This window comes from Mycobacterium sp. URHB0021, assembly GCF_054057895.1.
In genome coordinates this window covers 6,312,774-6,338,680 of record NZ_JBSRZT010000002.1, presented here as the reverse complement: position 1 = coordinate 6,338,680, position 25,907 = coordinate 6,312,774, and the positions used below count along the sequence as shown (strand labels likewise).

The 25,907-nt window shown below is 62.6% G+C and carries 1 protein-coding gene (only partly in view); it reads left to right on the top strand.

Translation table 11 applies throughout. From position 1 onward, the window contains the following. Positions 1-217: 217 nt before the first annotated feature. Positions 218-25,907: the 5' portion of a scabin-related ADP-ribosyltransferase gene (locus ACVWWN_RS33310; protein ID WP_457149498.1), read on the top strand. The gene runs 15,326 nt beyond the window's last position; the window shows 25,690 of its 41,016 coding nt (coding positions 1-25,690); its start codon is at positions 218-220; the stop codon falls past the right edge of the window.

Here is a 25,907-nt window from a genome sequence, read left to right as displayed (position 1 = left end):
TGTCGGGCCCAGTTTTGGTGGGGGGACTGTCGAGCTACCTGGTGGGGCGCGGGGGGTGTTTGACAGTAACGGTGTGCTGCAACATGTTGTCTTGGGTGATGGCACCAGTCATGACCGCGGGCTAGATGGGACCTGGTCGCGGGCCCGGGAGAACCCGGGCGAGGTGCAGGTGGTTAAGACGGGGCTTGGGGATGTTCTTGCTGGCGATAACGAGAAAGTGATCGACACCAAGACCGGGGACACGATCGCCTACCGTCAGATCAAGGATGACAACGGCCGCCGCCTGTCGCAGCCCAAGGTGCTGCTCCCGGATGGACAGGGGGGGTGGAAAGAAACCCCGGCGCCGGTGGACACGGTCCGTTATGAGGCGTGGCTAGCCGGTGCGAACAAGGCTCATGACACCGCGCGCACGATGTTCGATATTGCCGGGCGATCTGATGCGAGCATTCCCGAGCACGAGCGGTTGACCCATCTGGGTACCGAGGGGCTGAAACAGTTGCTGGGCGGCACGCCTGATGATATGAAAGCCGCCCTCTATGAGGCGGTGCGGCGCACCAAGGGTGTGACATTACGGTGGACGCAGCTGTCGGCCGGCAGTGCCATGGAGCGCGGTGATGTGGTGAATATGGCTGCCGGGGAAGGAAAGTCGTATTTGTTCTTGATGAGTAACGCGCTGGACGCGGCCAAGTTGGCTAAGGCCGGCGAGGGCGGGGCGGTGCACATGCACACCACCCGTGATGTGCTGGCTGAGCAGTTGGAACCCGATTTTCGGGCGGTAATGGAGCCGTTGGGGTATGCGGTGCACCGGTTGAATTCCGATCATCCCCCGCCGGCGCCTCAAGCGGGTCAACCCACAGTGTATTTGGGTACGAGTCAAGACGCGGCGTTTACGTTCCTCAAGCACGGGTCGGTGGGCGGGCGTTCGGGTGTGGGGCCAGGGTTTAACGCCGAGATCGACGAGATCGATGAGGCGCTGGTGTATTCCAACGGCCACTACATTTTGTCGGAGGGCACCGCTGCGGACGCGGCGCCGGCGGTGGCTGACCCGATCAAGGGGATGCGCAAGTTTTTGTCCGACAAGTTGGCCAGCGGGGAGCTGACCGAGGCTGATTTCGGGCGCGAACCCGACACGGTCGGTGGGCCAGCGCATTTGACCGAGGCCGGGGTCGCCAAAGCCACCGCACTGCTGAACCCGAACGGCAAGCTGGCGCCCGCCGAGGTTGATGGTCAGCTGGGCAAGCTGGGGATGGCTGCTGCGGCGCATTGGGAGTATGTCGAAGACGTCCACTACGTGATCGATGACAAGACCGGCAAGCTGTACATCATCGATCAGATGACCCACCAGGTTTTGTATGACCCGCGCACGTCGTCGGAGAGCCGGTGGAACGGCGGGTTGGCTCAGGCGCTGGAGGCCAAACACGGGCTCAGTGTGCGTCATGACTCCGACGGCGATAAGAAGGTGACCTCACAGGGCCTGTATGAGAAGTATTCGACGGTCGTCGGCGCGTCCGGGACGGCTAACGGGAAGAACGAGTTGTTCGCCAAGCAGGGATTGTCGTCGCAGATCGCCGATGTTCCGCGGTATTACACCTCGGGGTTGACCACCCACGAGATTGAGGTGAGCGCCAATCTGAAAGACAAGCTGACCACGATCGCCGACGATGTCCAACAGATGCAGGCTCTGGGGGACGCCGCGCGCCCGCAGTTGATTTTGGCCCACCGCAACGACTTGGTGAACCAGATCTCCGCGCAGCTGAATGAGCGCAATGTCGAGCACGTCAGTATCGACGCGAAGTGGTTTTTGAAGCAGGGCGTGGATCGCGATGAGGCATTCAAGGAGGTGGTGGCCCAAGCCGGAAAGCCGGGCAAGGTGTTGGTGATCAACATGCAGGGCGCGCGCGGGGTGGACATCCCCCTCGATGACGCGGCCAAGGCGCTGGGCGGTCTGCACGTGGTGGTGACCGGGCATTCGGCGGTGTCGAAAGACATCGACATTCAGGCCGAGAATCGCGCGGCGCGCAGCGGGGACCGCGGCAGTGTGAAGTACTACATTTCGCCCGATGATGACCTGTTCCGGTTGTCGAATAATCCGCAGGTCCAGCTGGCCGTAATCCAATACCGGGCGGCGCTGCACACCGGTGTCGACGTGACTGGCTCACAACAAGGGCTACGCGATGCAGTACCCGTCTCCCAAAACGACGCCGCACTGCGGATGGGAATCCGGCAAGGCCCGCTATCGCGCGCCCCGCCGTCCCACACCGATGACAGATCATCAGATGGTGCACACGACGCCGACAGCGAAGCGTCGAGTCGCCCCAAACCCGACTCTGACGAATCAGACAGCGACCAGCACTCGGTAGAGACACAACATCTTTCCGACGACGACGCATCTAATCGTGAGGATCACGGTGCTGAGCCTGGTCGAAGTGTTGACGCCTCCGAGGATGGCGGGCCTGCGCGTCTGCCTGGGCGTGACGGGGTTGTTGATCGTGCTGGTGGGGCTCAGTTGCGTGGGGAGGTGGGGCCTGGGCGTAGCGGTGCGTTGTCGGTGTCGGAGTTGAACGCGTTGATGGGTCCGGATTCGGTTGCGGCGTTGTTTGGGGATGGTCATGGTGATTTGACCGAGGTGCAGTGTGAGTTGTTGGCGGGGTGGTTGATTGGTGTGTTGCATCCCGATGGGGTGCGGGGTTCGACGGTTGACGACTCTGTGGTGGGTCGTGGTGGGGTGGCTGGTGCTCAGGGGCGGGTGCTTGCTGGTGGTGGGTGGGGTCGGGTTCGTGATTTGTCGGCGTTGATGAGTGCGGTTGAGGGTGAGCCGGGTTCGTCGGCGGTGGTGATGTTCAGTCGTGGTGGCGGCCAGGTGGGGCATGTGCAGGCGTTGTTTTCCACTGCTGGGCAGGGGTTGCAGTGGGTGGATCCGCAGCTTGGCGAGCACAAGGTTCTTGCGGCAAGAGACGCCAAGGGGTTGGCGAATATTCCGCCGGGGGTGGCGATGTCGGCGGTGGTGCTTGATCCGCGTGGGCGGGTGGTGTCACCGGATGAGTGGGCGACGACAAAGGTTCCTGTTCACGAAGCACTGCTGGATGCGCCACTGAACCATGAATTCGGCGCGACCGGACTGGGTGATCAGCCTGACGAGAGCTTCTTGGATTTGTCTCCGGAACCCGGCGGCGTTCGGCCCGATGAGAGTTTCTTGGATTTGTCGGGTTCAAGCACTCGGGGCCCGTTGTTGGTGGGTGGTGGGGCCGATCCGAGTTTCTTGAGTTTTTCTCCGGAGTCCAGTGGCGGGGATGGGCTTCCGAGTGTGGGTGGTTCTTCACCGGAGCCGGGCAGTCCGGTCGGATCGAGTGGCGACGACGTCGACCACGCCGGTAATGACGACATAGCCAGTTCCGTTTCGGGGCAAGGGCCAGATCACCTGAATGCGGGGCCGGGTCCGCGTTCTGCCCATGATGTGCAGGAAGCGGAGGGCGTCGATGTCGATGATTGGCGCAATGATCTGGCGGGTCATGTCGACTTGGGAGAAGTCGGCTCTCGGGCGCCGACACCGGACCGCGTCCCCAGCGCACAAATCGGCCCGCCAATCGATCCCGCTGACATCCACGGTGTGAACCCGAGTGCGGAAAACCGTGACGGTGCTCTGAAATATCGCAGAGACCGCAAGCCGTTGTACCGTTTCGACCGGCGTCCACCGGAGGTGGTTTTCAGACACGGGTTCACTCCGCCCAACCCGACTGATCTTGACTTGGGTGAGCACATCCAGTCGGGCAACTCCGGCTTCATATCCACAACACGCGACCCGAACTTTGACATCCTCGCTCCCACGGCGGCGCTCGGGATTCGGGTCTACCGGTACCGCATTGACGCGCTGGGCGGCATCGATATCAATGCGACGTTCGGCGGGGGCGGCCACACTCATGAGGCCGAGGTCGTGTTCGCCGGCGGCATTCGAACGGAGAACATCAGCGGAGTCGAAGAGATACTCACCGCCGTCGAACGGTCCGCAGACGAGGGTCCGCTCCGGCCGGGTGCGCGGTGGAATGTCACCTATGGCGAATTCGTCGAAAACCGTCACTTTGATCCAAACATGCCCAACGATGGCACCACGCCGCCGCCGGGGGGACAGAACGAATCTGGCGCACACCCCTCGGCGCACCAGCCGCCGTCGTCGATTCCACCATTCGTACGGCCGGGTCCGAACCCCACCGCCCTAAAGGGCGCTGGCCAGGGGGTCGGCAGCCATGGAGCCCGGCTCTTCAGGGACCCGGCTACAGATGAGCTCTGGCTCATCAAGGCTCCAGATCAGGGTGACGAATTCGTATCCGCTGTGCAGGAGGCCACCGCCCGCCTGCAGATAGCTGTGGGTATCCAGGCTCCGGAGACCTACGTCTTCCTTCAAGGCAAGGTGAGTGCTCAACGGTGGTTTGCGGATTCGCAACCGCTGGACACCGCCAACCTGTCGGCGCAGGATCTCGTCACGCTGCAAAAGCACCATGTCCTGGACTGGCTGATCAGCAATCATGACGCCCATCAGAAACAATTTCTGCGTATGCCGGACTCGACCATTGTCGGGATCGACAAGGATCAGGCGTTCCGATATTTCGGCCGTGACAGATTGGATTGGGATTTTCATCCCAACGCCGTCATCGGTGAGTTCGAAAGTGAACTCGACCCGGTCTACAACACCTTGTGGCGCGACTTCCATGAAGGCACAAGGCAGCTGAGTGATCCGCGTAGCGGCGAGCTCGCGGAGTTCATCACGCAGGTGCAAGCGATCCCGGATCACGATATCCGCGAGCTGTTTCGTCCATATGCCACGGGGGCTGCGGCTTCGGGCAAGCTCGCAACGTCCGACGAGGACGAGGACGATGAAAAACTGGGCCTGGGTCCGCAGCGGCTGCCTTCGAACGATGTCGAATCCTTCTTGTCTGCAATCGTGCAACGCAAGAACAACCTGGCAACCGACTTTGCCGCACTTTACGACCGAGCAACAGGCACACTTCCGCCGCTGAGCACGGATGTTCACACGCATGTTCCTGATTCAGCGCCGTCGACCCCCCATCCTCGCAGCGATGGCATGGCGCTTCTTCCGCCACTGCCAGACGAGCAACGTGCAGCGTGGAGTGCAGACCTCGATGAGCTTGCGGTCCATAGTGATCGGACGACGACCGGTAATGCTCGGCCAGAGGACATCACGGCCGGTCGGCTCGAGGCCTGGGATCGCTATTTCGACGCGTTCAACGCTCATCGGACCGCGCTTTCCCTCGGAGGGCCGGCAACCGTTTCGACCGAGCAGGAGCTGACTGCGGCACGCGACCAACTCGGCGATTGGGGTCTTGACCCCGACTCACTGACGGACGTTTATCGCGCGGGCGACGGCGAGGATCGGGTGACGCTCGAGGACGGTAGCCGACGTTTTGGCCGGTACGGCGGGGCCGGGGTGCTCCTACGTACGCAGAACCCAGACGGCTCCTGGGCTGTGCTGATGCAGCAGCGAGCGGGCGAGACCTATCGCGGTCAGTGGGGCCTACCGGGCGGGGCCCGCCACCTTCACGAGACCGCCACGCAGACAGCGCTTCGTGAGTTGCAGGAAGAGACCGGCGTTAAGGGCAGTGAGCTCAACGTGCGCGCGCAGAACATCACCGACACGGCGCGCGTTCGCGGCGGCTACGACTGGACGTATACGACGGTGATCGCCGATGTGCCACACCAGCTGCAGACCAGCGTCGATGACGAGAGCCTGCAGTTGCGGTGGGTCCCAGAAAGCGAAGTGGGCGATCTGTCGCCACTGCACCCAGGGTTCGCCGCCAGCTGGGCGGGGCTGCGGGCCGACATGGCCAATCATCCACCGATCGCTGCGGGACACGGCGATACGTCTGGCGGTGGGGAACGGCACGGCGCCTCCGAGGATGGCGGGCTTGCGCGTCTGCCTGGGCGTGACGGGGTTTTTGATCGTGCTGGTGGGGCTCAGTTGCGTGTGGAGGTGGGGCCTGGCCATCGCGGTGCGTTGTCGGTGTCGGAGTTGAACGCGTTGATGGCTTCGGATTCGGTTGCGGCGTTGTTTGGGGATGCTCATGTCGAGTTGACCGAGGTGCAGTGTGAGTTGTTGGCGGGGTGGTTGATTGGTGTGTTGCATCCCGAGGGGGTGCGGGGTTCGACGGTTGACGACTCTGTGGTGGGTCGTGGTGGGGTGGCTGGTGCTCAGGGGCGGGTGCTTGCTGGTGGTGGGTGGGGGCCGGTGCGTGATTTGTCGGCGTTGATGAGTGCGGTTGAGGATGAGCCGGGTTCGTCGGCGGTGGTGATGTTCAGTCGTGGTGGCGGCCAGGTGGGGCATGTGCAGGCGTTGTATTCCACTGCTGGGGAAGGGTTGCGGTGGGTGGATCCGCAGCGTTCGGGAGGGCGGGTCTTTGAGGCGGGTGCGAAAGACGATGAGGGGTTTGAGAAGGATTTGCCGCCTGGGGTAGCGATGTCGGCGGTGGTGCTCGATCCGCGCGGACGCGTGGTGTCACCGGATGCGTGGTCGACAACGGAGGTCCCGGTTCACGAGGCGCTGCTGGATGCGCCACTGAACCACGAATTCGGCGCTCATGCAGAAGAAGTCGAGTTCTATGGCGTCGGGCTCGAAAAAGCTGACGGCACCTCATTACATGTGAAGGCGCATGTTGCAACTTCGGTCGACGGTCTTATCAAGGTGTCCACCGACCTTCGCATGGTCTTCGTGGGAAACGATGGCAAGCATTACGCGGACCCGCCACCCGGTGTCGATCCGGACGATGCCGGTTACTGGGACGTGATTCTGGTACCAGAGGCCGTCACCGTACCTGGCCGCACACTAGACGATGACGTGACTCAGGATTCGCTCACGGCGGTTGAGGCGCGACGGTCGGATTTGATCGGGAGGCTGCAGCAGGCGGCGTCGAGCGAGCATGAAGCACTTCTGTCTGACGTGCTTGGCGATGAATACCGGGTTGAAGCCGGATTCGAAGGCACGTGGGTCACAAGTTACCCGGTCCGGGTGGCGGAAGCACCGATGCATTTCCAGTTCACCGAGGATGTGCCGCTCGCCGGTATCCACCCCTTCCTCGTCAACCTCGCAGAACATTCACGGCCGGGCAGCGGACTAGACGATCTGCGCAAAGGCATACAGTTCGGGCGCAAAGTTGCGGCAATAGTCGCGGCCCATCTGAGAGGGCAGCGAGACTCCGAGTTCGGCCGCAACGCTGCAGCCGCGCTGGCGGACGAGGATCTGGACCTGCTGCTGGATCCCACAGCGCGCGCTGTGATGGGAGTGATGGCGCTCGCTTACGTGATGGACTCCGGGTACGCGACCAAGCACACCACCGTCGATGATCGCAAGGTAACCAAGGACTACATGTGGGTTGTGCCCCGGGTACCCATGCGAGGCCTGGCTGAAGCCCTGGGTGGCGAGGTTCAAGAGGCCCTCGAGCATCGTGCAAGCGAGATCCACAAGCTGTTCGAATCCGACTTCCGCAGCGATCATCCCGACTTCCCCAAAGGCGGGCCGCTCCGGGAAATGGTGCTCGATCCGAAGGATGCGACCGAGATTCGCGTCGGATTCGTGCTTGATTCGGTTCTCAAAAGTCGTGAGCCATTGCCCGACGATCACCGCGACGAGCTGCGTAGGTTCGGAATAACCAGCGTCGGCTCCACGCCCACGCCGCGTGGCAACGGACGGCTACCGGTGGTGCCTCTGGAAGCTCGCAACCCTGGAAAGCCCCTATATGACGATCCGGTCTTGGGCTTCTACAGCGATGAAAAAATGTTGCAAGCCGCCGCCGACCAGCTCATAGAAACGACGCGCAACATCGACCGAGATGTCTCCGTCGCCCATGCGGTGCACCGTGATCCGCTCGGCAGGGCCGTCATTGATGCATTGACCGACAGGGTGCTTGGTCAGCAGGACAACGAGATCAATCCACTGCGGACGGCTATCGCTCACTACGTCGTCGAAAATCCGAATATGACAACCGCGTTGAAGCGGTTGCTTGCCCCGGCCAGCAGGCGGATCGGCACACAGCTGGTCCCGTGGGACGCAGCCATCGGCTTCGCCGAGGAGGCAAAGGCGCCGCTGGACCGGGGGCAGGAAGATCAGATCAGGGAATTCGCCGCTGATCTGGTCGACGAGGCGCAACGCCGGCAATCAGACGGCGGGCGCAGTCTGGTCATACACGTGCAGGGTGGCGGAAACGGAGGTCGCTTCAATCGGTCTCAGGCCGTGGTCACCGGCCAAACGCGTGCTGACATCACCCGCGAGAAGCTGCAGGAAGAGGTTTCAAAGCTACTCGACGAGCGCCGGCTTCCCCAAGGAATTGTGGAATTCCCCGACGCGGAGACGCGTGGCCATGCGGTCCCCGAGGGTGTCGTAGTGTCGTTCGGCGAAAAGACAGATGCCGCGGCACGACGAATGGTGGTCGTGCGGATCGAGGACGGACGTGAATTGCGGGCCGCACCGGAATCAGGTGGCCACCGCGACTCCGACGATGCCGCTGAGTCCCGGCGCGGTGTTGACGATTCGGATTCGTCGGATACGGCTTCGGAGTCGCATTCGAACGAAGACGCGGAGTCTATCCACTTTGAACCCGAACGCATGGCCGCTCGCCAAATACGCAGCACTTTCACGGGATCGGCGCCGCCGCCCGCGGAAGGTCGACTCGCGGATGGCATTTCGGGCACCGGTGAGTCGCGCAGGTCGGACGTCGAGGTGGACTTTGACGACGTTTACCTCAGCCGTGCTGAGTATGAGGCGAAATACCCGGATGATCGCGTCGAGATCCGTGACGTCGGTGCCAAGGTCGTTGTTCCGGACATCGAGCCAACGATGTCGCTGCCGTCAGAGGTGGACGTTCCGTTCGCGCTGGACAGGGGAGCAGCCGATGCCAATGATGCAAGCCCGATGCCGACAGATTCGCTGAGTCGAAATGCTGTTGGGCCGCTGACTGGCGAACCCTCAACCGAGGGCCAGCCGAGCGGCGACGAGGGACCGCCCGATGAGACCAACACCACGGATCCATCGGTCGACTCTGTCACCTCGGACGCGTTGCCGGACCATGCAGCACTTATCGACGCGGCGCTGCGGTTCAGGACAGCGGTCGCGGCCCAGCATCACGTTGAAGCGATGGAGGACCGATTCACCCGCGCCGAATCGAGGCAGATTTCAGCCTTGGGTGCCCTGAATCGGGCAGACCGCGCAGTGAAAGGCGCGACGGCATCGAATCCCTTGCCCCCAGACGCGAAGCGCACTGCTGAGCAGAAGTTGGTGTCGGCCGTAGCGTCGCACCGTGACGCACAACGAGAACTGGATGAGGCACGGCAGAGTTTGGTTGCAGCAGAGCGGCGGCTGGCTGATGCGCAGCAGGCGTTGCAGGGCTCGACCCGCACGGCGGGTGAACCTGGGCCAGCTGACACCGGACCGCGAACTGGCATTGCGGCGATCCGGCAGCCGTCAGGGAGTAAGCAGCGTGCCGTTGACACCGCTCAAATTAACGCGCATTGGTGGGCCGGTCTGTTAACCGCGCAACACGAGGCGTTGATCAGAACCCACCCCGCAGATGTTGGCAACGCCGAAGGAATCCCGCCCGCAGTGCGTGATCGTGCCAATCGTGCTGCGTTGCAGGCCCAGCTGGGTCGGCGTCGCCTGTTCGATTGGTTCAACCATGCGGCACTCAAGTCCCTTGCTTCTGAGTTGAACGGTCCTCACGGCGGAAGAATGAAGCTGCTGTCCTTCGATCCGAATGCCCGCGGCGGCGGCCGGCTGATGCTCAGTGTCGGTGGTGATCCATACCAGGGAACCGTCAGGTGGCGAGGGCCCGGCGAGGGCGGCAGCCTCCAGCATCGACTGGGTGAGGCGCTCAACGATGTCGGTACTTCCGACGATAGGGCGACCATCGTCTGGGCTGGCAATGAATTGATTGGGTACCCGCGCCCGCTGGTGCGGAGCCCGGTTCGCGCCGATCAGTTCGATATCGACCGCGCGGCGTTCGAGGCGGGGCAGATTTCAACAGGCCAGCCTGATGTGTTCGATCGCCTATTCAGACCGAGTAGCGATGACGATACCGAATCGACTTATACGACAGACGATTCGGATGATTCGGGTCTGCCGCCACTCCGCGACCAGTTGCGGGGGCCATTCACTCCGGTTGTGTCAGACACTGCGACCGATCTGGCGCGCTTCCAGTCTGCGGTTGTGGAAGGGCAAGACGGGCTTACTGACGGCGAGACGCAGGTCATCCGCAATGCGACACGGTCGGCCGAACCGGAACCAGAGCCGGAATCCAATCCGGAACCGGCTGAGAATAAAGGTAACTCGGTTGATCCGTCTGACGCTTCGGGCGTAGGTCGTGACGACGCGGCGCGTAACGCTCATCTGGCGCCGGAGGCGGCCGCGGAGTTGTGGTTGCACGACGTCGACTGGCGAGACAGTCATGGTCTTGACTGGTTGATGGCCCACGATGAGGCGTGGTTGGCGGCCCATGATGCGGCGTGGCTGGAGACGCGTTACGTACCGCCTCGCCGGTATCTCGATGCGCTGGACCGATGGGACGCCGGAGATCGCGGGTACGACGATCTGCAGACCCAATGGCAAGACCGTCTGCTCTTCCGCCAACTAGCACGTACCAATTTGGACCCACTCGGTGCACTCGAAGATCCCGACGAACCAGAAGAGTTCGATCGGATTCGACTTGACACTCTCCGCGTGCTTGCTGAAGCGACCGCCCACGACGCTTCGATGCTCGGCACAGGCGACGAGCGTGAGGGCGCGCCCCACAACGGTGATCCAGACCCTCAGTTGCCGGCCCGTATCGGCCCCAACCTCAATATCGGTGGCAGCGATGTGGTCGAGAAGTTCGACTCGGATAACGCAGCTTTCGACCACATCAAGCAGTTGGTGCTGAAGCACGGTGGTGAGAAAGCGTGGAGGAACAACAGGGAGCAGATCGAAGGACTGTACTCCGATGCGGTTCTCCGCGCGGAAGCCGGCGGCCTGTTGCGTGGCGGTCGGTCCGTCAAGCATGTCATCCGACTCGGCTTCCAAAAGAGCCTGAGCGTGGTTCTGTCTCTGGACGGCGCGGATCCGGAATCCGAATTGCATTTCAAGGAGCATGTGGCGAAGCTCGAATACGAGCACACCGCCGATAACACCAAGTCCACAGGCAGATCGGCCCTCGATCGCGGTGTCCTGACTGCGGGTGGTCAGGTCAACGCCAGCCATCCCAACACGAGCTTGAACGAGGCCGCGTTCGGGTCCCACACGAGCGACTCGATTCACAACGAGGTGCTGGCAGACCGCCAGATCAGTGGTGCTCAAACCGACGAGCCGAGTGTGCGCTTCCACGGCAAGGTCAAGGCCGTCGTCAACGCCGAGCTGAGGGTGCCCTGGCTCACACGCAAAATCAAACCTCTCGACATCGACTTCCAAACCGAGTTGGTCGTTCCGAAACGCGATGTCGATGATGACGGCAACGACGACATCGATGGCGACGCAACCGAACTCACTGGGCCGCCAAGCATTCTCGAAACGCGTGCGCTCACCGGCACCGATACCGTCACCAACCTGTGGCTGATGCCCGATGACGGAGACCAAGACCATTTGCACGATCGCAAAGGTAAGCGGCGGGCAGCTCAGGGTCCCGACGTGTGGTCGGTCTCCAACTTCGTCACCAGCGCCGACATGCGGAAGGCTTTCAAGAAGGCCTATGGCAGTGCACATATCAAGGCGCTCAACGAGACTGACAACTGGCTGACCGTTGAGCGCCTGCAAGCCAATTTGCCCGGAATGACGAACAAGCAGCCCTTGGTCTTGCACTTCGAGAACGTTCCCGGCGCGCGGCTGGAAGTGCACGCGTTTGTCGAACCGCTGAGCACTCCGTCCAAACCGCACCTTCAGGGCGAAGCTTCCAAGAGTCGGCTGGCCCAGTGGAAGCAGTTCATGCGGCTGACAGGCAAGACGAAAAAGACCGAATTCCATGCCGGCACGGAGATAGACACCTCACTGGTACGGCAGGAAGCCAGTACGTGGTCGTATGAAGTACCAGTCCCCGGCCGTGTACGTGCTCAGGACGCTACCAGCTCCGCCACCTTTGAAGGCGGGATGGATGGCAATTACATCCACGGGCGCACAAAGATCGACGTCGATAGTCGCCGGGTCCGCACCCGCAACACTGCCAAGCTTCCGGTGGGAGGGGAGAGCTGGCATGGACAGGTGCGGCTCCGCATTGAGATGCACGGTGCCAAGCCTCCGTCGCCGGCGTGGCGTGGAGCGTCGTTCAAGGGTCGCGCGGTGGTCGAGACACGAGCCCGTTTCGACGCGATGGTCGAAGGGTGGAGCAAGCCGCTCGCCTCCTATCTGAACGAGAAGGTGTGGGCGCCCCCGGCCCGGATCTGGGGTGACGACGAAGCGACGGGTATGGCCGGTATGGCCGGTATGGACAAAGTCTTCAACCTGGACCTCGGCGGTTTTCACGGCGCGATCGACTCGCTGGGCCGCCGGGCGTTCGGTGATGACTGGAAGAACGTCGCCAGGACGGTGAAGTCTTCACTTCACCTGAACGCAGTACGCGATGGCCTGGCCGCGATGACCCAAGGCGGTCCTCTGGTCAGCTCTCAGCTGTCGGGGCCGGGTTCGCACACCAAAGCCTCGCTCACAGCGGACTTCGATCGACTTACCTTTCAGCGGGTCATCACGCCGCTTTCCAGCCCGAGCACGGAATTTGTCGAAGGCTCGTCGAAGGTAGTCGAGCACAATAAGCAGACCACTCCACAGGTCGCGTTGGGCGGCCGCAATATCGACATCGACGGAGTCGAGTTCCTGATCGAGCCGATCGTGGGCACCCGCTGGACCACCCGCGATCGTGAAACCTTCGGAGAACAGCAACGTCACGTGGTGGCGTCCAAGGTCCAGCAGGAGATGGCCATCTTCACCGGCCAGGTGCTGATAAAGGCCGAAATGGTTGGATCACGAGCCACAACCCAACAGACCCTCCCCATGGCGGTGACGATCGGGATTCCCGTGTCCGAGCTTGGAGGCTCCCGCAAACATGACGACCATCTGCCACCCACGTTTGACAAGAAGAGCCCCACCGGCTTCATCGACAGGCCGCCGCCCAAGCGGGCTTCCGACCCCGTCGAGCCGCCGAAGCCCAGAGATCCCAATGCGCGTAAAGCATTCGGCCATACTGGTCGTTCACCGGATGGACCGGGCAAACTGCGCAAGGCCAGGCCGGCCAATGTGGCAGTGGCATCGCGTTTCGGTCGCGCCGCGGTGCAACGCCACAAGTTGGAGCCACGTGACGGCAAGCTGCGCAAGGAGAAGCCAGCTGAGGTTCACAGTCATTCGCTTCCGCCGGCCAACGGCAAGTTGCGCAAGCGCCCGCCGCCTAAACCCGAGAAGTATGTTTGGAACGCGCAGCGATTCCTGAAGGACATCAAGGACGGCCACGAGCCACCGCCAGCCCCTCCGCGCGTTACGCCGCAGTGGCAGTGGGACCTGCCGCCACGGAACCCGAATCCACCTGAGCCGCCTGCACATGCGTCGCAGAGCAGCTGGCACGCGTCCGACCTGATCGTCGGCCTCGACCGGGACACCGCCGTGCAGGAGGCCATCCGCCGCGACCTCGCTGCAGTGTTGCCCAGCGGGGCGCTCGAGCATGCGATGGAAGGGGTGTCGCGCCACTTCGGACCGCGCGTGCTTCGTGGTCGGCTCACTCACCAGTCAGGCAGGCAGCTGCGCCACGACGTCCCCGTGCCCGGCGGCAAGGTCACAATCAAGATCCGGTTCGACCGCGAGCCGGACGCCAAGCACGTTGGTCCGTCGGAGAGTCTCGAGGTCGACACATCCGCAGAGTTCGAATCGTCGTTCACGCATACCCACGGTCTACTCCGGCGCAATGTACTCGGTGGCCGCATCCAGGTTCCCACCCCGTGGGTGACGCTGAGTTCCCAGGTCACCCATTACTGGACGCAGCGTCCAAGCGCGGATCCCACCGTTGAAGGCGTTCATGGCATTTCGCACTTGAGCGACGTGCGCCACGCGAACCTCTCAGGTGAAGCCGACCACCGGCAGCCCAACAGGGTGCGGGTGACCGAGCCCCACGAGCTATTCCGACACCAGATCCGCTTCCACATCAGCTACGAACCGAGCCGGGGCGCCAAGCTGGTGTCGAAGGGCAAACAGCGGCTTTGGAACCGCAACCTCAAACCGATAGAGGAGGTTGGAAAAGAGTCGCAACCCGTTCGGCTCGGTGCAGTCTTCGCTTACCCCCGAAATACACCGAAACCCAAGGTCTCCAAGGTCCCCCAGCACGACCTCGACAATGCCGTCGCCGGTCCGAGCACTCGTCCCGATGAACCGACGTCCGAAGTCCAGCAGATACCTGCTCCTCACGATGAGCACGACATACAACCCCTGCGGCTCGAAATTGGTCAGGTCGTTCGCGAGGTACGGCCGCCGGTCGATGGGCCTGCCCCGGGCAGTGCGAAAGCGAGCATCGAAACCGACGAACGGACACCCGACGAAGGCCCGGTGGCTTCGCATCTGCTGAACTCCATGGCCGCCACCGGCGAGGCGGTCTTCGGCGCCGATTGGCCCGCGGTGCGCGCTGAACTCACCGAGGACCTGCAAGACGCCAGCATCGAGCGCCGACTCGGCGACTTCAGCCGAGGTGGGCACAAGGTCATCAAGCTGAAATCGGTGAAAGGCGGTGAGGTCGAGCTACGCGCTCACATCGACAACCTGCAGTTGTCGGATTCAGATGCACAAACCGAGATCTACAGCGGCCCTGGCAAATTCTTCAACGCACAGACCACCAACACCCAGTCGCACGAAACGCAGGGGCTGGTCCAGGCGCAGAGAGACCTCCTGCCCGGCGTGCCCCACGTCAACGTGACGGCTCAGGGTCAGATCAACGCCTCACTCGGCAAAGAGACGACCCATACCCACGTCTCTGCCGCCTCCTCCAACACGCTCTTCCGCAAGAAGGGCAGCAGCGTCACACACCTCGGCACGGCCACGGTTTCGGCAGCCATGAGCCGACCACCCGGACGATCCGAGGCCGCTGCGATCAGCGATACGGCATCCGCACAAATCACGTTCCTCACCCGTGAATTACCCAAGGATGAACAGGTTCACGGCTGGTTTGAATTGGCTGAGGGAAGCCGACTCAGCCCGGCGACCCTGGTTCGCAAGATTCTTGATGGTCGACAGTTCCGCGACGAAGCCATCCGAAACATAAGTGCCATGTTCGGCCTTCGGCAACACGAACTGAATGCCGTCACGCCTTACATAGAAGCATCCCTGCGTGATTCCGTATTGGAAGACAGCCTTACCGAAATGACGCGCAAGCAGGGCGGGTGGCGCAAGCTTCAATGGAAGGACATCCAGGACGGCCGAAAGGAACAGAGGCCAAAGAAACTCACAAAGCGCGTATGGGCAGGAGACTACCCGAAGACGACAGACGACGAGCGCATGAATGGCGTCACGCTCCTGACGCACGAGAAGTACTTGATCACCGCGAGCGCGAAGGTCGGACCATCCGTCTTCGTGGGGGTTGAACACGTTGGCGCCAACGCGTATCTGCAGAACGACGTGAGCCAGGGTAGGCAGACGCAACAATCGAGATCCCGCCAGGGGGGTGGACGGTTGCTGATCGGCCCACACCTGAAGATCCTGGGGATCGACTTTTCGGCGCTGCTGGGCGGCGGCGGATCTCGCCAATGGACCCGCGGTGTGATGTTCTCGGACAACTCACGAGTATTGGCCAGTGCCAAGGTCCCGCGCGCGTACGGCGTTTTCAACGTTGAGACTGAAATCACCCTGATCATGCGCCACGGCGGGGACACCGTCGAGTTGCCCCCACAGACGGTTCATGGGCAAGTCCTGATCCCGCTGTCCGAACTCGAGGCGGCAGCCAAGGCGGCACCGGTTCAGCCTGGTGCTGCGATGGCCGGGGAGGGTCGGCGGGTGGCCAGGCGTCGCGGCGTGTCCGCGAACGCAGTGCGTTTCAACGAGTTTGGTGATGTGAACGACCATCGTGCCGCGGAAATGGTGGCGGACGTCACTGCGCGTCTGACACAGGAGAAGACGCCGCGTCCTGTCGCGAGGGTGTGGGCGGCCTATGACGCGTTGCCGGCTGAATTGCAACGACATGATTGGCGCCGTCAAACACCGGCGATGCGCGACTTCCTGTACAACCAAGTTCTGACCGGCCATCCCTATGTGCGCCTGAAGGGTGGCGCGCCCGGCGGAAATTCAGAGGATCGGGCGGACACTGCCGGTGCGGGACCGTCGCAGCGGCAGCCTACCGCCGCGAACCCCTCCGCAACACCCCATCCGTGGCCGCAGCGCTTGGCGCTCACACTTCAGAACGAACTTCGGCAAGCCAGTGCCAGCGGAGAGGTCTCGCTTGGGCTCACTCATCTGAAGACTTTGCAGCGCCTCCCGCGTGAACAATTCCAGCTGGTGACCGATGTCCTCAGCGAGAAGCCCGACTACGCTGCGGCATTCGCGAAGCATGCGAAGACCATCGCGATCGTCATCAACGAATGGCCGAACGTCTTTGATCGACTCACCATAGGGCTCTCGTCCGACGAGCTACTAGACGCCGACCTTTCGTACTTCGTCAACCACTCCGACGCAAAGGGACTTTTCGACCGGCTGGAGAGCGACGCTGAGGCCCGCAAGTTGTTCTTGACCAACGATGGTTTGGCGGCATCGCGCGCACTGGGTCCCAAGTGGGGGGCGCTGCTCAACCAAGGTCGGTCGGTTTACGGATGGATGAGTGCGCTCATCAGTGAGCTGCCTGAGCTTGGTCCGGCGATCCGCGACAGCGTCGACCCCGACACGAGCGTGCAGAAGCTGAGAGACACGCCCGGACTGATCGACATGTTCAACACGATGCGGTGGAATCACACGATCGGCCCGGGCGGGTATCGGGTGGGTCCCGTGTGGAGCCGAGAGCAATACGCCAGCTTGTTCGCCGCCGAAAATGCCTGGCTGTTCGAGGGTTTGCGTCGTCATCCCGTGCTGGCGTGGGCGGTGGTGAACGTGGACGGGGTGTTGGAGGGGGTGCTCGGCGGCGGCAAGACCGGACTCGGACAGTGGGTCTCCGTGCTCGACGGTAATCGTGCGTTGGTCGACGTGCTGTTGGACAGCCCGGCGTTGAGCCGTCAGCTCAGTGGTGACCTACGACTGTTCGAGAAGGCGGCGAGCAACCCGGCGGTGGCCACGGTGTTGTCGGTTGATCCGCAGCACTTCGACAATCTGGCCGATGATGACCTGGCGGTGCGGTTCGCGGACGCGGTCGATCCGGATCCTCCGCCGGTGCCCGACGGTGTGCTCTCCTCCGCGGTGAGCCAAGCATTGGCGGCGCACGAGAACTTGCGTCTGGCCGCGCTCGGTGATCACCGTCAGGGAGATCCGCACCCCAAAGTCGTCGAGCAGACGTGGAAAGCCTTGACCGACCCAGCTCGCGCCGATCTGGTCAATGTGCTGGCCCAGCTGCCTGGGCTGTCACCGCACGAGTACCGGCACTTGCTGACCAGTGCTTCCTACGGCGGCGACCCCCGTTCAATGCTCGAAAATCAGGTCTTCGCCGACGATCTCGGCGACTCCGCCTCAGCTGGAGGCATCGGTCGTCGCACGGTGCAGGCGGTGCTGCCTCAGCTGGTTCCTGCGATGCTGCGAAGCGCTGGCCTGGCCCAGAACCTGGCGACCGAGGCAAACAGTGGTCGTCCGGGTGACGAGACCCGGCGGGTGCTCTGGGAGCGTGCGGCGTCCGGTTCCAAGATCGGCGAGGCGCTGCAGTGGAGCGCCAGACTGCGTTTCCAGATTAGTTCGGCCTTGTTCGAAACCCCTACCCGACAGATCCTGAAAACGTCGGAACTCATCGACGTCTTGGCCAGCGACGAGTCGGCCATCTCCCTGGCGCAGCCGTCGGCAGTTGCCTACTTCAACATGCTCACTGAGGTACCGGAGTTGGTTGCGGCGTTGACCGCCAATGACCACGTGTTGGCGCGGGTGATACGCGCCCACCCGGGTCTGCTGGATCTCGTTGAGAACCAATATGACCGAAGTTCACGAAACGAGGATTATCGGACGTTCGCCGATCCCCTCGTGAAACTTGCCGCCGGTGACGGGAACAACCTGAAGTTATTGTTCGCGAACCCGAATGTCAAGCTGACGGCCAATCATTGGCAACGCCTGCTGCATACGCCGGGATTCGTCGAGGCGTTGGCCGGTGATCGGGTCTTCGCCAAGTCAGTGACCCAGAATACGAAGCTGTTGGTGGATATCGCCGGCAGTGCGCTACCGGAGACGACCTCGCCGGCTCAACTGTTTGGACCTGGGGACTCGGAAGAGGCGGCGGCGACAGATGGGCACCGCCAGGAAAATTTGATCAAAATACGCAAGGCACGCCTGACCACCCTGATGGAGGGTCAGGAGCAGGTCCTGCTCGACGATGGTGTCGAGGTGGCACCCGGGGAGGCCACGCAGGTGGACTACCTGCTGAGAGCCGATGTCAAAAAGGCGGCCAAGCTGCTCGATGAGGTTGCCCCGACGGACACCCATGCCGATCTTCGGGGCAAATTGGTGGACGCCCGCAAATTCCTTTCGCAGCACCCGTCGATCCTCGGGCCGGCACGAAAGAGGCCGGGTCTGGCGCGGGCGGTGCTCAAGGCACCTGCGCTGGGCGATTTCCTGGCTGAAAGCCCCGAACTGGTGGCAATGCTCGACCGGCCGGATGCCGCCGTTGTCATCGAGACAATGAACGTGTCACCTGATGTGTTCACCGCACTGAAGAACCATCCGCCGTTGTACCGCAACTACGTGAGCGATGCCATCCACCGAGAGAATCTCCGGGTACGCGCCATAGCGGAGACGACGATCGCCAACCCCGCGTTCCCCACGCTGATCGACTCCCAGCAGCAGCTGGAAATGCACTTGCAGGGCGACGAGACGGCCTTACTGCTCGCCGAAAAGAGCCCTGCGATCACGGCGGCGCTGGCACGTGATGGCCTGGCCGCGGTCAAGACGTTATTGACCAGGACCGCGGGCGCGGACGGCTCCAGGCGGGTGAGTTTGGCGTCCCGGTTGCAAAACCGGAACGAGAGTGTTTTGGCTGCAGTAGCCAGCAGCTTGGCGTCTCTACAGTTCTTCTCCGGTGCTCGTGGCGGTACGGGTGATCCGATTGATGACCTGGCGAAAGTGCCTCGTCTGGCCGAGGTGTTCGCCGAGCGTGCTTTCGAGCTCACCCCCCGGCAGTACAGGGCGGTGTTGGTTGCGGTCGGAAAGTATCCCGAACTGGTCGACCAAGTCTTCGCCTCGGCGGAGATGGTGAAGTTGGTGGCCGAGAATTCGGGCCTGGCACCGGTGATGAATCGGGTCGTGGGGCTCGGTGCCGTGTTGGCCGTCGACGCCAATATGCGGCAGTGGTTGGAAACGTCTGATCGCACGGTCCTGAGTGCGATAGCTATTGGTGGCCCGAAGCTGTTGGGAGCGTTGCGGACTCAGCCGGCGCTGCTGACGTTCCTTGCCGGTGACGACGGCACGCGTCTGCGGCATCTGGCTTCGCATCCGTGGTTGATAGATGTGCTCCGCAAGAACCAGGTAATCGCGCTGGAATTGGCGAATACCTCGACCGTGTCAGGTCGTGGTGACCCGGACTTGTGGACCGTGCTGACAGAGCACCATGCGTTCGCCCTCACGTTGCGGCCGGCCGATCTTCGGGCGTTGATGCGCCGCCAATCACTGCTGACCGTGTTGTCGACTGTTTCGTCGGACGACGCAGCGGGCACGCCCTGGCGCGCGGTGTTGAGCAATGGCAACTTGCTCGAGTTGGCCAATGCTGAGCCGGATTTCGCGCGACTGTTGTTCACCGACGCCGAGGTTCGGACGCTCTATTTGCGCGATCAGCGAGTGTTCACCCTCGCCGCGCGTCGGGTGCAGACCGAGGGCGGCGTCCTCGACGTGGCCGGGCTGCGCCGCGCGGTGCAGGCCGAGGCAGCACTTGCTCAGCCCGCAGCCAAGCCGCCGGTCAACACGACTGAAGGCAGCGGTGAAACACCCACGGCCACGCCGCCGGCCAGCACCACGGATAGGCCGCCGCGAGGCGGTGGTGGCGGACGTAAGCGTGGGGGGCGGGGTGGCCGTACGGCCGCCGTGGCGGCCGGGACGGCCCGTCCTGCCGAGTCGACCCAGGAAGCTGGGTCGGTTGGGCTGGGCGGGTTGCCGAAGGTTGCCGCAGCGGATCAGAGACTGCTGGCCGGGCTCGGTGGGTCCGAGGATCTACGGCTGTTGTTGGAGAGCCCCGGTCTCGAAGAGGTGTTCAAGACATTGGTCGACGAGCCACATGTGTTGGCGCTGTTCGAGGCTCGGCCCGACATCGTGGCAGCGGTGATCGATGACCCACAGCGGATCGAGGCTTATCGGTTCGGCGCTCACGTCCGTGGCGATGGCGAGCGGGATTTCGAAACCGCCTTCGCGGACTTCATTTCCGAGCACGACTTGGAGTTGGAGGGCCCGGCGTTCGCGGCGGTGCATGATCAGGCGCGGGTGTCGTGGTCGAAGGTGCGTGAGCAGCATCAGGCCGAGCGGCTGAAGACTGAGCAGGAGCGTCAGTCTCGGATCGCGGATTTGAACGCCGGAGATGAACGAACGTGGCACTTCAGCGGTAAGGAAATCCGCTACGGGAAAGGTCTTGGCAACAAGGATTTCACCAATAAGCAATTGGAGGTACTCGGCGACGTTGCCCGCGGTCAGGGTGTGCGGGAGGCGCGTAATGGTCGCATTCGCCTTCATGCCCCATTGCACGCCCATCTCGACGGTGGTGACCAGGGAGTCACGTTCACCTATGTGCTCAATGCCGACGGCGAGGTCGAGCCCTTGGTTTATGCGGTCAGTAAGGGACGGAGCGACAACAAGTATCGGTGGGGTGGCGGCGTTTTCCGGGATGGGCCGGCACCGCTGCTCTGGATCGACGATCATCCGTCGTTTGTCGCTTCGGAGGCGCTGCTGGCTGACCGTCGCCTGAGTCCTGCGCCTGCGATGCAGGAGATCGCTCACACCGGCGATGAACCGGTTATTGACTCGTTGGCACCTGTGCGGCAAGCGATCCTGGATTACTATGTTCTCCGGCACAAAGAGTTGCCACCGGCGCCGGCCACGGCTTCCGGGTCGCGCGGCGGTAAGCGCAACACCGGAAAGAAACCCGCAGTGGATCCGCGCGCGGCCCAGGAACAAGCCGTGGCTGAGGCCGGCGCCAAGCTACGCGGATATGGTCTCGATGGGCTACTGCCTGACGCCGGATCCGCCACACGTGCGGGAGAAGGCCAGCCGACAGCGGATGCCGCCGGCCTCGTGACCCAGGTGTGGCGTGTGGATACGTCGCAATCGAATCCGCGTGGTACACAGAGGCTTCTGGCTGATCTGTGGAAGCAGTACTTGCTTGGCGATCACGTCAACGCGGTGAAGCTGGGGCAGTTGGCCCACCAGATCAAGCTGATATCGGCGGCATTGACATCCTATTTGCCCTCGCCGCTGTCGGGAGCGGTTGATCTGGCTTCGGATCAGCGTCAGACGGATCATGTGAAGTCGGCGCCATCAGTCAGTGATGTTCGTGTCGAAACGGCAACGAAGACATCTGGAGCCGATCACACGGACACTGAAAAGTCGGCTTCCGCGAAGCCGATGTCGCGGGGCGCGTTGTGGCGCCGTGAAATATTGGGTGACGGTGTCGAACCGCCGGCGATCACGAATCGTCGGACATTGACCGATGTCGTTGACAAGATCGTCGATGCCCACGCTGTGGGGAGGCGGCCCGATGATCCTCGGGATGACCTGGCTGCGTGCACGATTCTGCTGGGCGAGGCGATGCGGGCCTTGCATCCGGAGAGGTTTGCCGGAGCGGCCGGTGTTGGTAAGATCCTTGATGATTCGGTGATCGACGGTCGACCGGTGCGCCGATTGATAGGTGGTGCCGAGCCGACGCCGGTGGCGTCCTGGGATGAGGTGGATCGTCGGCTCGCCGAGGTGGCCGGTTCCCATGGGCGCGCCACGGCTTTGATTCTGGTTTCATATCCCGACGCTATGGGTCATGCGATAGGTGCGCATCGGTTCGCGGACAATACGGTCGCGTACTTCGATTTGCATGCGGCGCAGGGTAAGCGGGTGTCGGAGGCTCGACCGGACCTGAGCTTAGCGCGGGCCTCAGTGGTGATCCTCGATGGTGACGGTCGCGCGATTGTTCCGTCGTCGTCTGCACGGGACTCGCATCAGCGGGCGATGCTGGATCCGCTCATCGATCCCGCCGGCGACCGGCGGTACGGGCGCGGAGGTGTGGAGGCCGAGTACCACGGCGGGTACTTGAAGCTGCCACCCCGTTTGCAGAATCTTCATCCGGATCCGTCGCTGCACGCCAACGCGCTTGAAGAGCGTGTGCCGTGGTTGGCAAGGAACGAGAAGTACGGGATCACCGTGGTGTTCGATCGCGGTGGCTTCGACATCCTCGAAAGCGGCGGCGTAGCGATGCGTCCGATGGAGTCGATCGCATGGGCACCCATCGAGGAAGAAGACGTCGAGAAGGAAATTCTCGAGTTCGTGGCCGACCCCATTCCGGAGTTGCGTAATGATCCGAGAACGAATTCCAGGGCGGCGCTGGACTTTCTGCAGCAGAGGTTGAGCCGCCTCCGTGGTATATCGCGGCAAGTGGGCTTAGAAGGAATAGCGAGCGGGATACCGCTGCCGGAAATTCTCCCAAGTTCAGAGGGCTGGGAACTACACCCTGAGGCCCTCGACATCCAGTTCGTTCCCGCGTACGTCGGAAATCACGAGACGGTCGCTACACACAACACAAAGGGGGTCATCTTCGACGCGATACTTCCATTCATGCGCGACATCTCCCCGCGCATTGCATCCGAGTACAAGCAGGCTTTCCATACAGACGGCGACGCTTTCGCCAGCGTAATCGTCGGGTCGTACAAGAGGTGGTCCGCCGGTCAATCCGACAGCAACCCGTCTACCAGGTCCGAGCTTCATCGCCTGGAAACGGCGATGTGGCTGATGTCCGTACACGGAGCCGGACTTGCGATCTCCGCGATGCGGATGGACCTGAACGGTGGTAAGACCTACAGCGCCGTCGCGATGCGGCAGAGCCTGCGCACTATGCGTGCTGAGCTCTCCCCGCAGGTCCTGAAGTTCCTGGACGAAAATGCAGAAGAGATCAAGACCAAGTGGGAGCAACTGTTCCTTCGTCGCATGGCCAAGCTTGGTCAGGATTTCAGTGCCAACTACATCGGAGCACTCAACGACTACAGCGCTCGTCACCAAAGGACGCCGTGGTTTCACGAGGCGCCGACTCGACTTCCTGTCGGCCGAACAGTCCGGCCGGCGGATGCCGTGCGGTACGCGCACTTATGGGAGACGCACGGCAAGCACACCTTGAAGGTGGGCGACTATCTCGACACGGTGTTGCTGTATCACCCCAGAGAGACTGTCAACCAGTCGCAGGCATTCGGTGTCGACACGATCTTCGCGGACCTGGACCGTGAGAGAGGGGAGCACGAGGCAGCGCTGTATCTGCTGGAGTTGCGGGACGACGACAAAGACTTCGTCCATCCGGAAGAAGTGCCTCAACAGTACGACGTGCTCGCTCAGATGGTGCGTCAACGGGTAGCCGAGGCCGAAGCGCCCGTGGCTGGAAGTTCATCCTCGAATACCACCCCCGGCTCTAAACGAAGTTCGGCAGTCACGTCATCAGACCGGCCGTCGCGCAGCAGTGATCAGCGCCATGGTTCTCGACGGGGTTCGGCTGTCCGGACGTCGTCAGACGAGCCGTCGCGCAGTAGTCATCAGAGCCATGGCACGGATCGTCGCGGCTCCCGGCAACAGCAACTGGTCCCCGAATCCCGCCACGGCTCGAGTCGCCGGGTCTCTCACCGCAGGGTCCCGGAGCGAAATCATCGGCTGCCGATGTTGTGGGAGTTGGCGCAGGCGGCGAAGATCCAGGTCTTCTTTGAACGCAAGTCCGACAGGATGGAGGCTGGGTCGGATATGCAGAGTCGGCGGATCGCGAATCAGATCATTGCCCTGGCTAGCGGGTTCACCGGCCAGGGCGACCCGCGGCGGATGCGGGTTCGGATTGTCGGGTACGGCAATGGAGGTTTCACCGGCGACGCGACGGCACGCGGTGCGGAACGCGCCAGAGCTGTCGAGCGGGAGGTACGGAAGGCTCTTGGCGAGCGCGCACCGGCGCTCGTTCGAAACGTCATTTTCGAGCCGGTTACCGTCGGTCGCGGAGGCGAATCCGGCAGTGGCGCAGTCAGGCGCCGCGCCGACGTCTTCGTCGAGCAGGTGGTCACGGATGGCGTGGGGCGTCCCATTCCTCCATCGATGCACTATCTCGACGGGCTGCCCGCCCCCCACACGACCGCGGCAGGCCGGCTGAGCCCGCCTGGTCAACCGATGCCACTGAGCACCGTGCTGGACCGTCGCAACTGGTGGCGGCTGTACATCAATCCAGTGGATCACCCCATGGCCCAGATCAGTAACCCAAACGATCCGGGCGGCCTGTACGACACGCAGAGATCGCGCGGCTTCCAAGGGAACATGACCTCGGTATACGAGAGTCAGCTCGAGACCTCCGGGCGCACATTCACCAATCTGGACTGGACGCGGTACGAGAACCTGCACCAGCAGCTCACCTGGAACATGCGAGGTCGGTTCCAGACTGGCTCGGCATTCGTGGCCACCAGGCACCATTTCCGTGACGGGATGGTGCCCGACGCGGACACGCTGAACGAAACCATCGCCGGGCGACCGTTGATGGCTGCCGAAGGCACTCCGGCCGCTGCAACGGCGCTGAGCGTGTACTCGGACCCTGCGCTCGGTCCGGTAACGGTCAGCAGCAACTTCCAGGCGCGAGAGCTGCCCCGCGTGGTGAACGCGATCTTCGATACGTTCCGGGCCGATATCGCGGCCGCACGGACGGACCACGAACGGCTGCTCGCGATTGCCAGAGTGGTCCGCAACCTGCACACTTTGCACGTCTTCGGGGACGGCAACGGCAGGCTGAACGTCTTCCTGGTCTTGCCGAAGCTGATGATGGAGTACGGATTCACCCCCGTATCCGGTGATCCGCATGGCGCGAGCCGACAGCTCGACACCATCGCGAACCTGATGAATGAGCTGTTCACCGGTGCCTACTCCCTCGATCGAATTGCGACTGCGCTCTGGCATGGTCAATCGGTCGATGAAGCGACGCGTCTCGCGGCTTCGGCGGATGCGAAGCTTTTCAACGAGTTTGGTGGTGCGAACGATCATCGCGCTGCGGAGATGGTCGCTGATGTCCTTAAGCGTCTGGCGCGGAAGAAGACGCCGCGTCCTGAAGCTGACGTGTGGGAAGCCTACGCTATGCTGCCGATTCAGCTGGAGCGGCACAATTGGCGCGACCAGACCCCGACGATGGTCGACTTTCTATACAACCAGGTTCTTACTGGTGATCCCCTTGTCGGCTTTGGCGGTGGGGCGCCGAGCGGACATCCAGAGGATTCGGGCAGCGACGGCGCTGGACCGTCGGCAACAGCGAAAGGCAAACAGTCGGCGGCCTTCGAGTCTCATGAGGTCGAACTCCAAGTCAGCGTCAAAGCCCGCGAACGTTTCTCGGCGGCAGAGCCCGACGATGGAACGGAGGCGACCGGCAAGGGGAAAGCAAGACGGGTCGATCCAACTGACGATTTGGACGCCGATCCCAATTCTGCGGCGTGGCTGGCGGTTGATGGCCACCTACAGCCAAAGGCGGCCGCAGAGTTGTGGTTGCGCGATCCTGACTGGCGAGATACTCACGGGATCGCCTGGCTGACATCCCGTAACGATGCGTGGGTGGCAGCGCATGACGAGG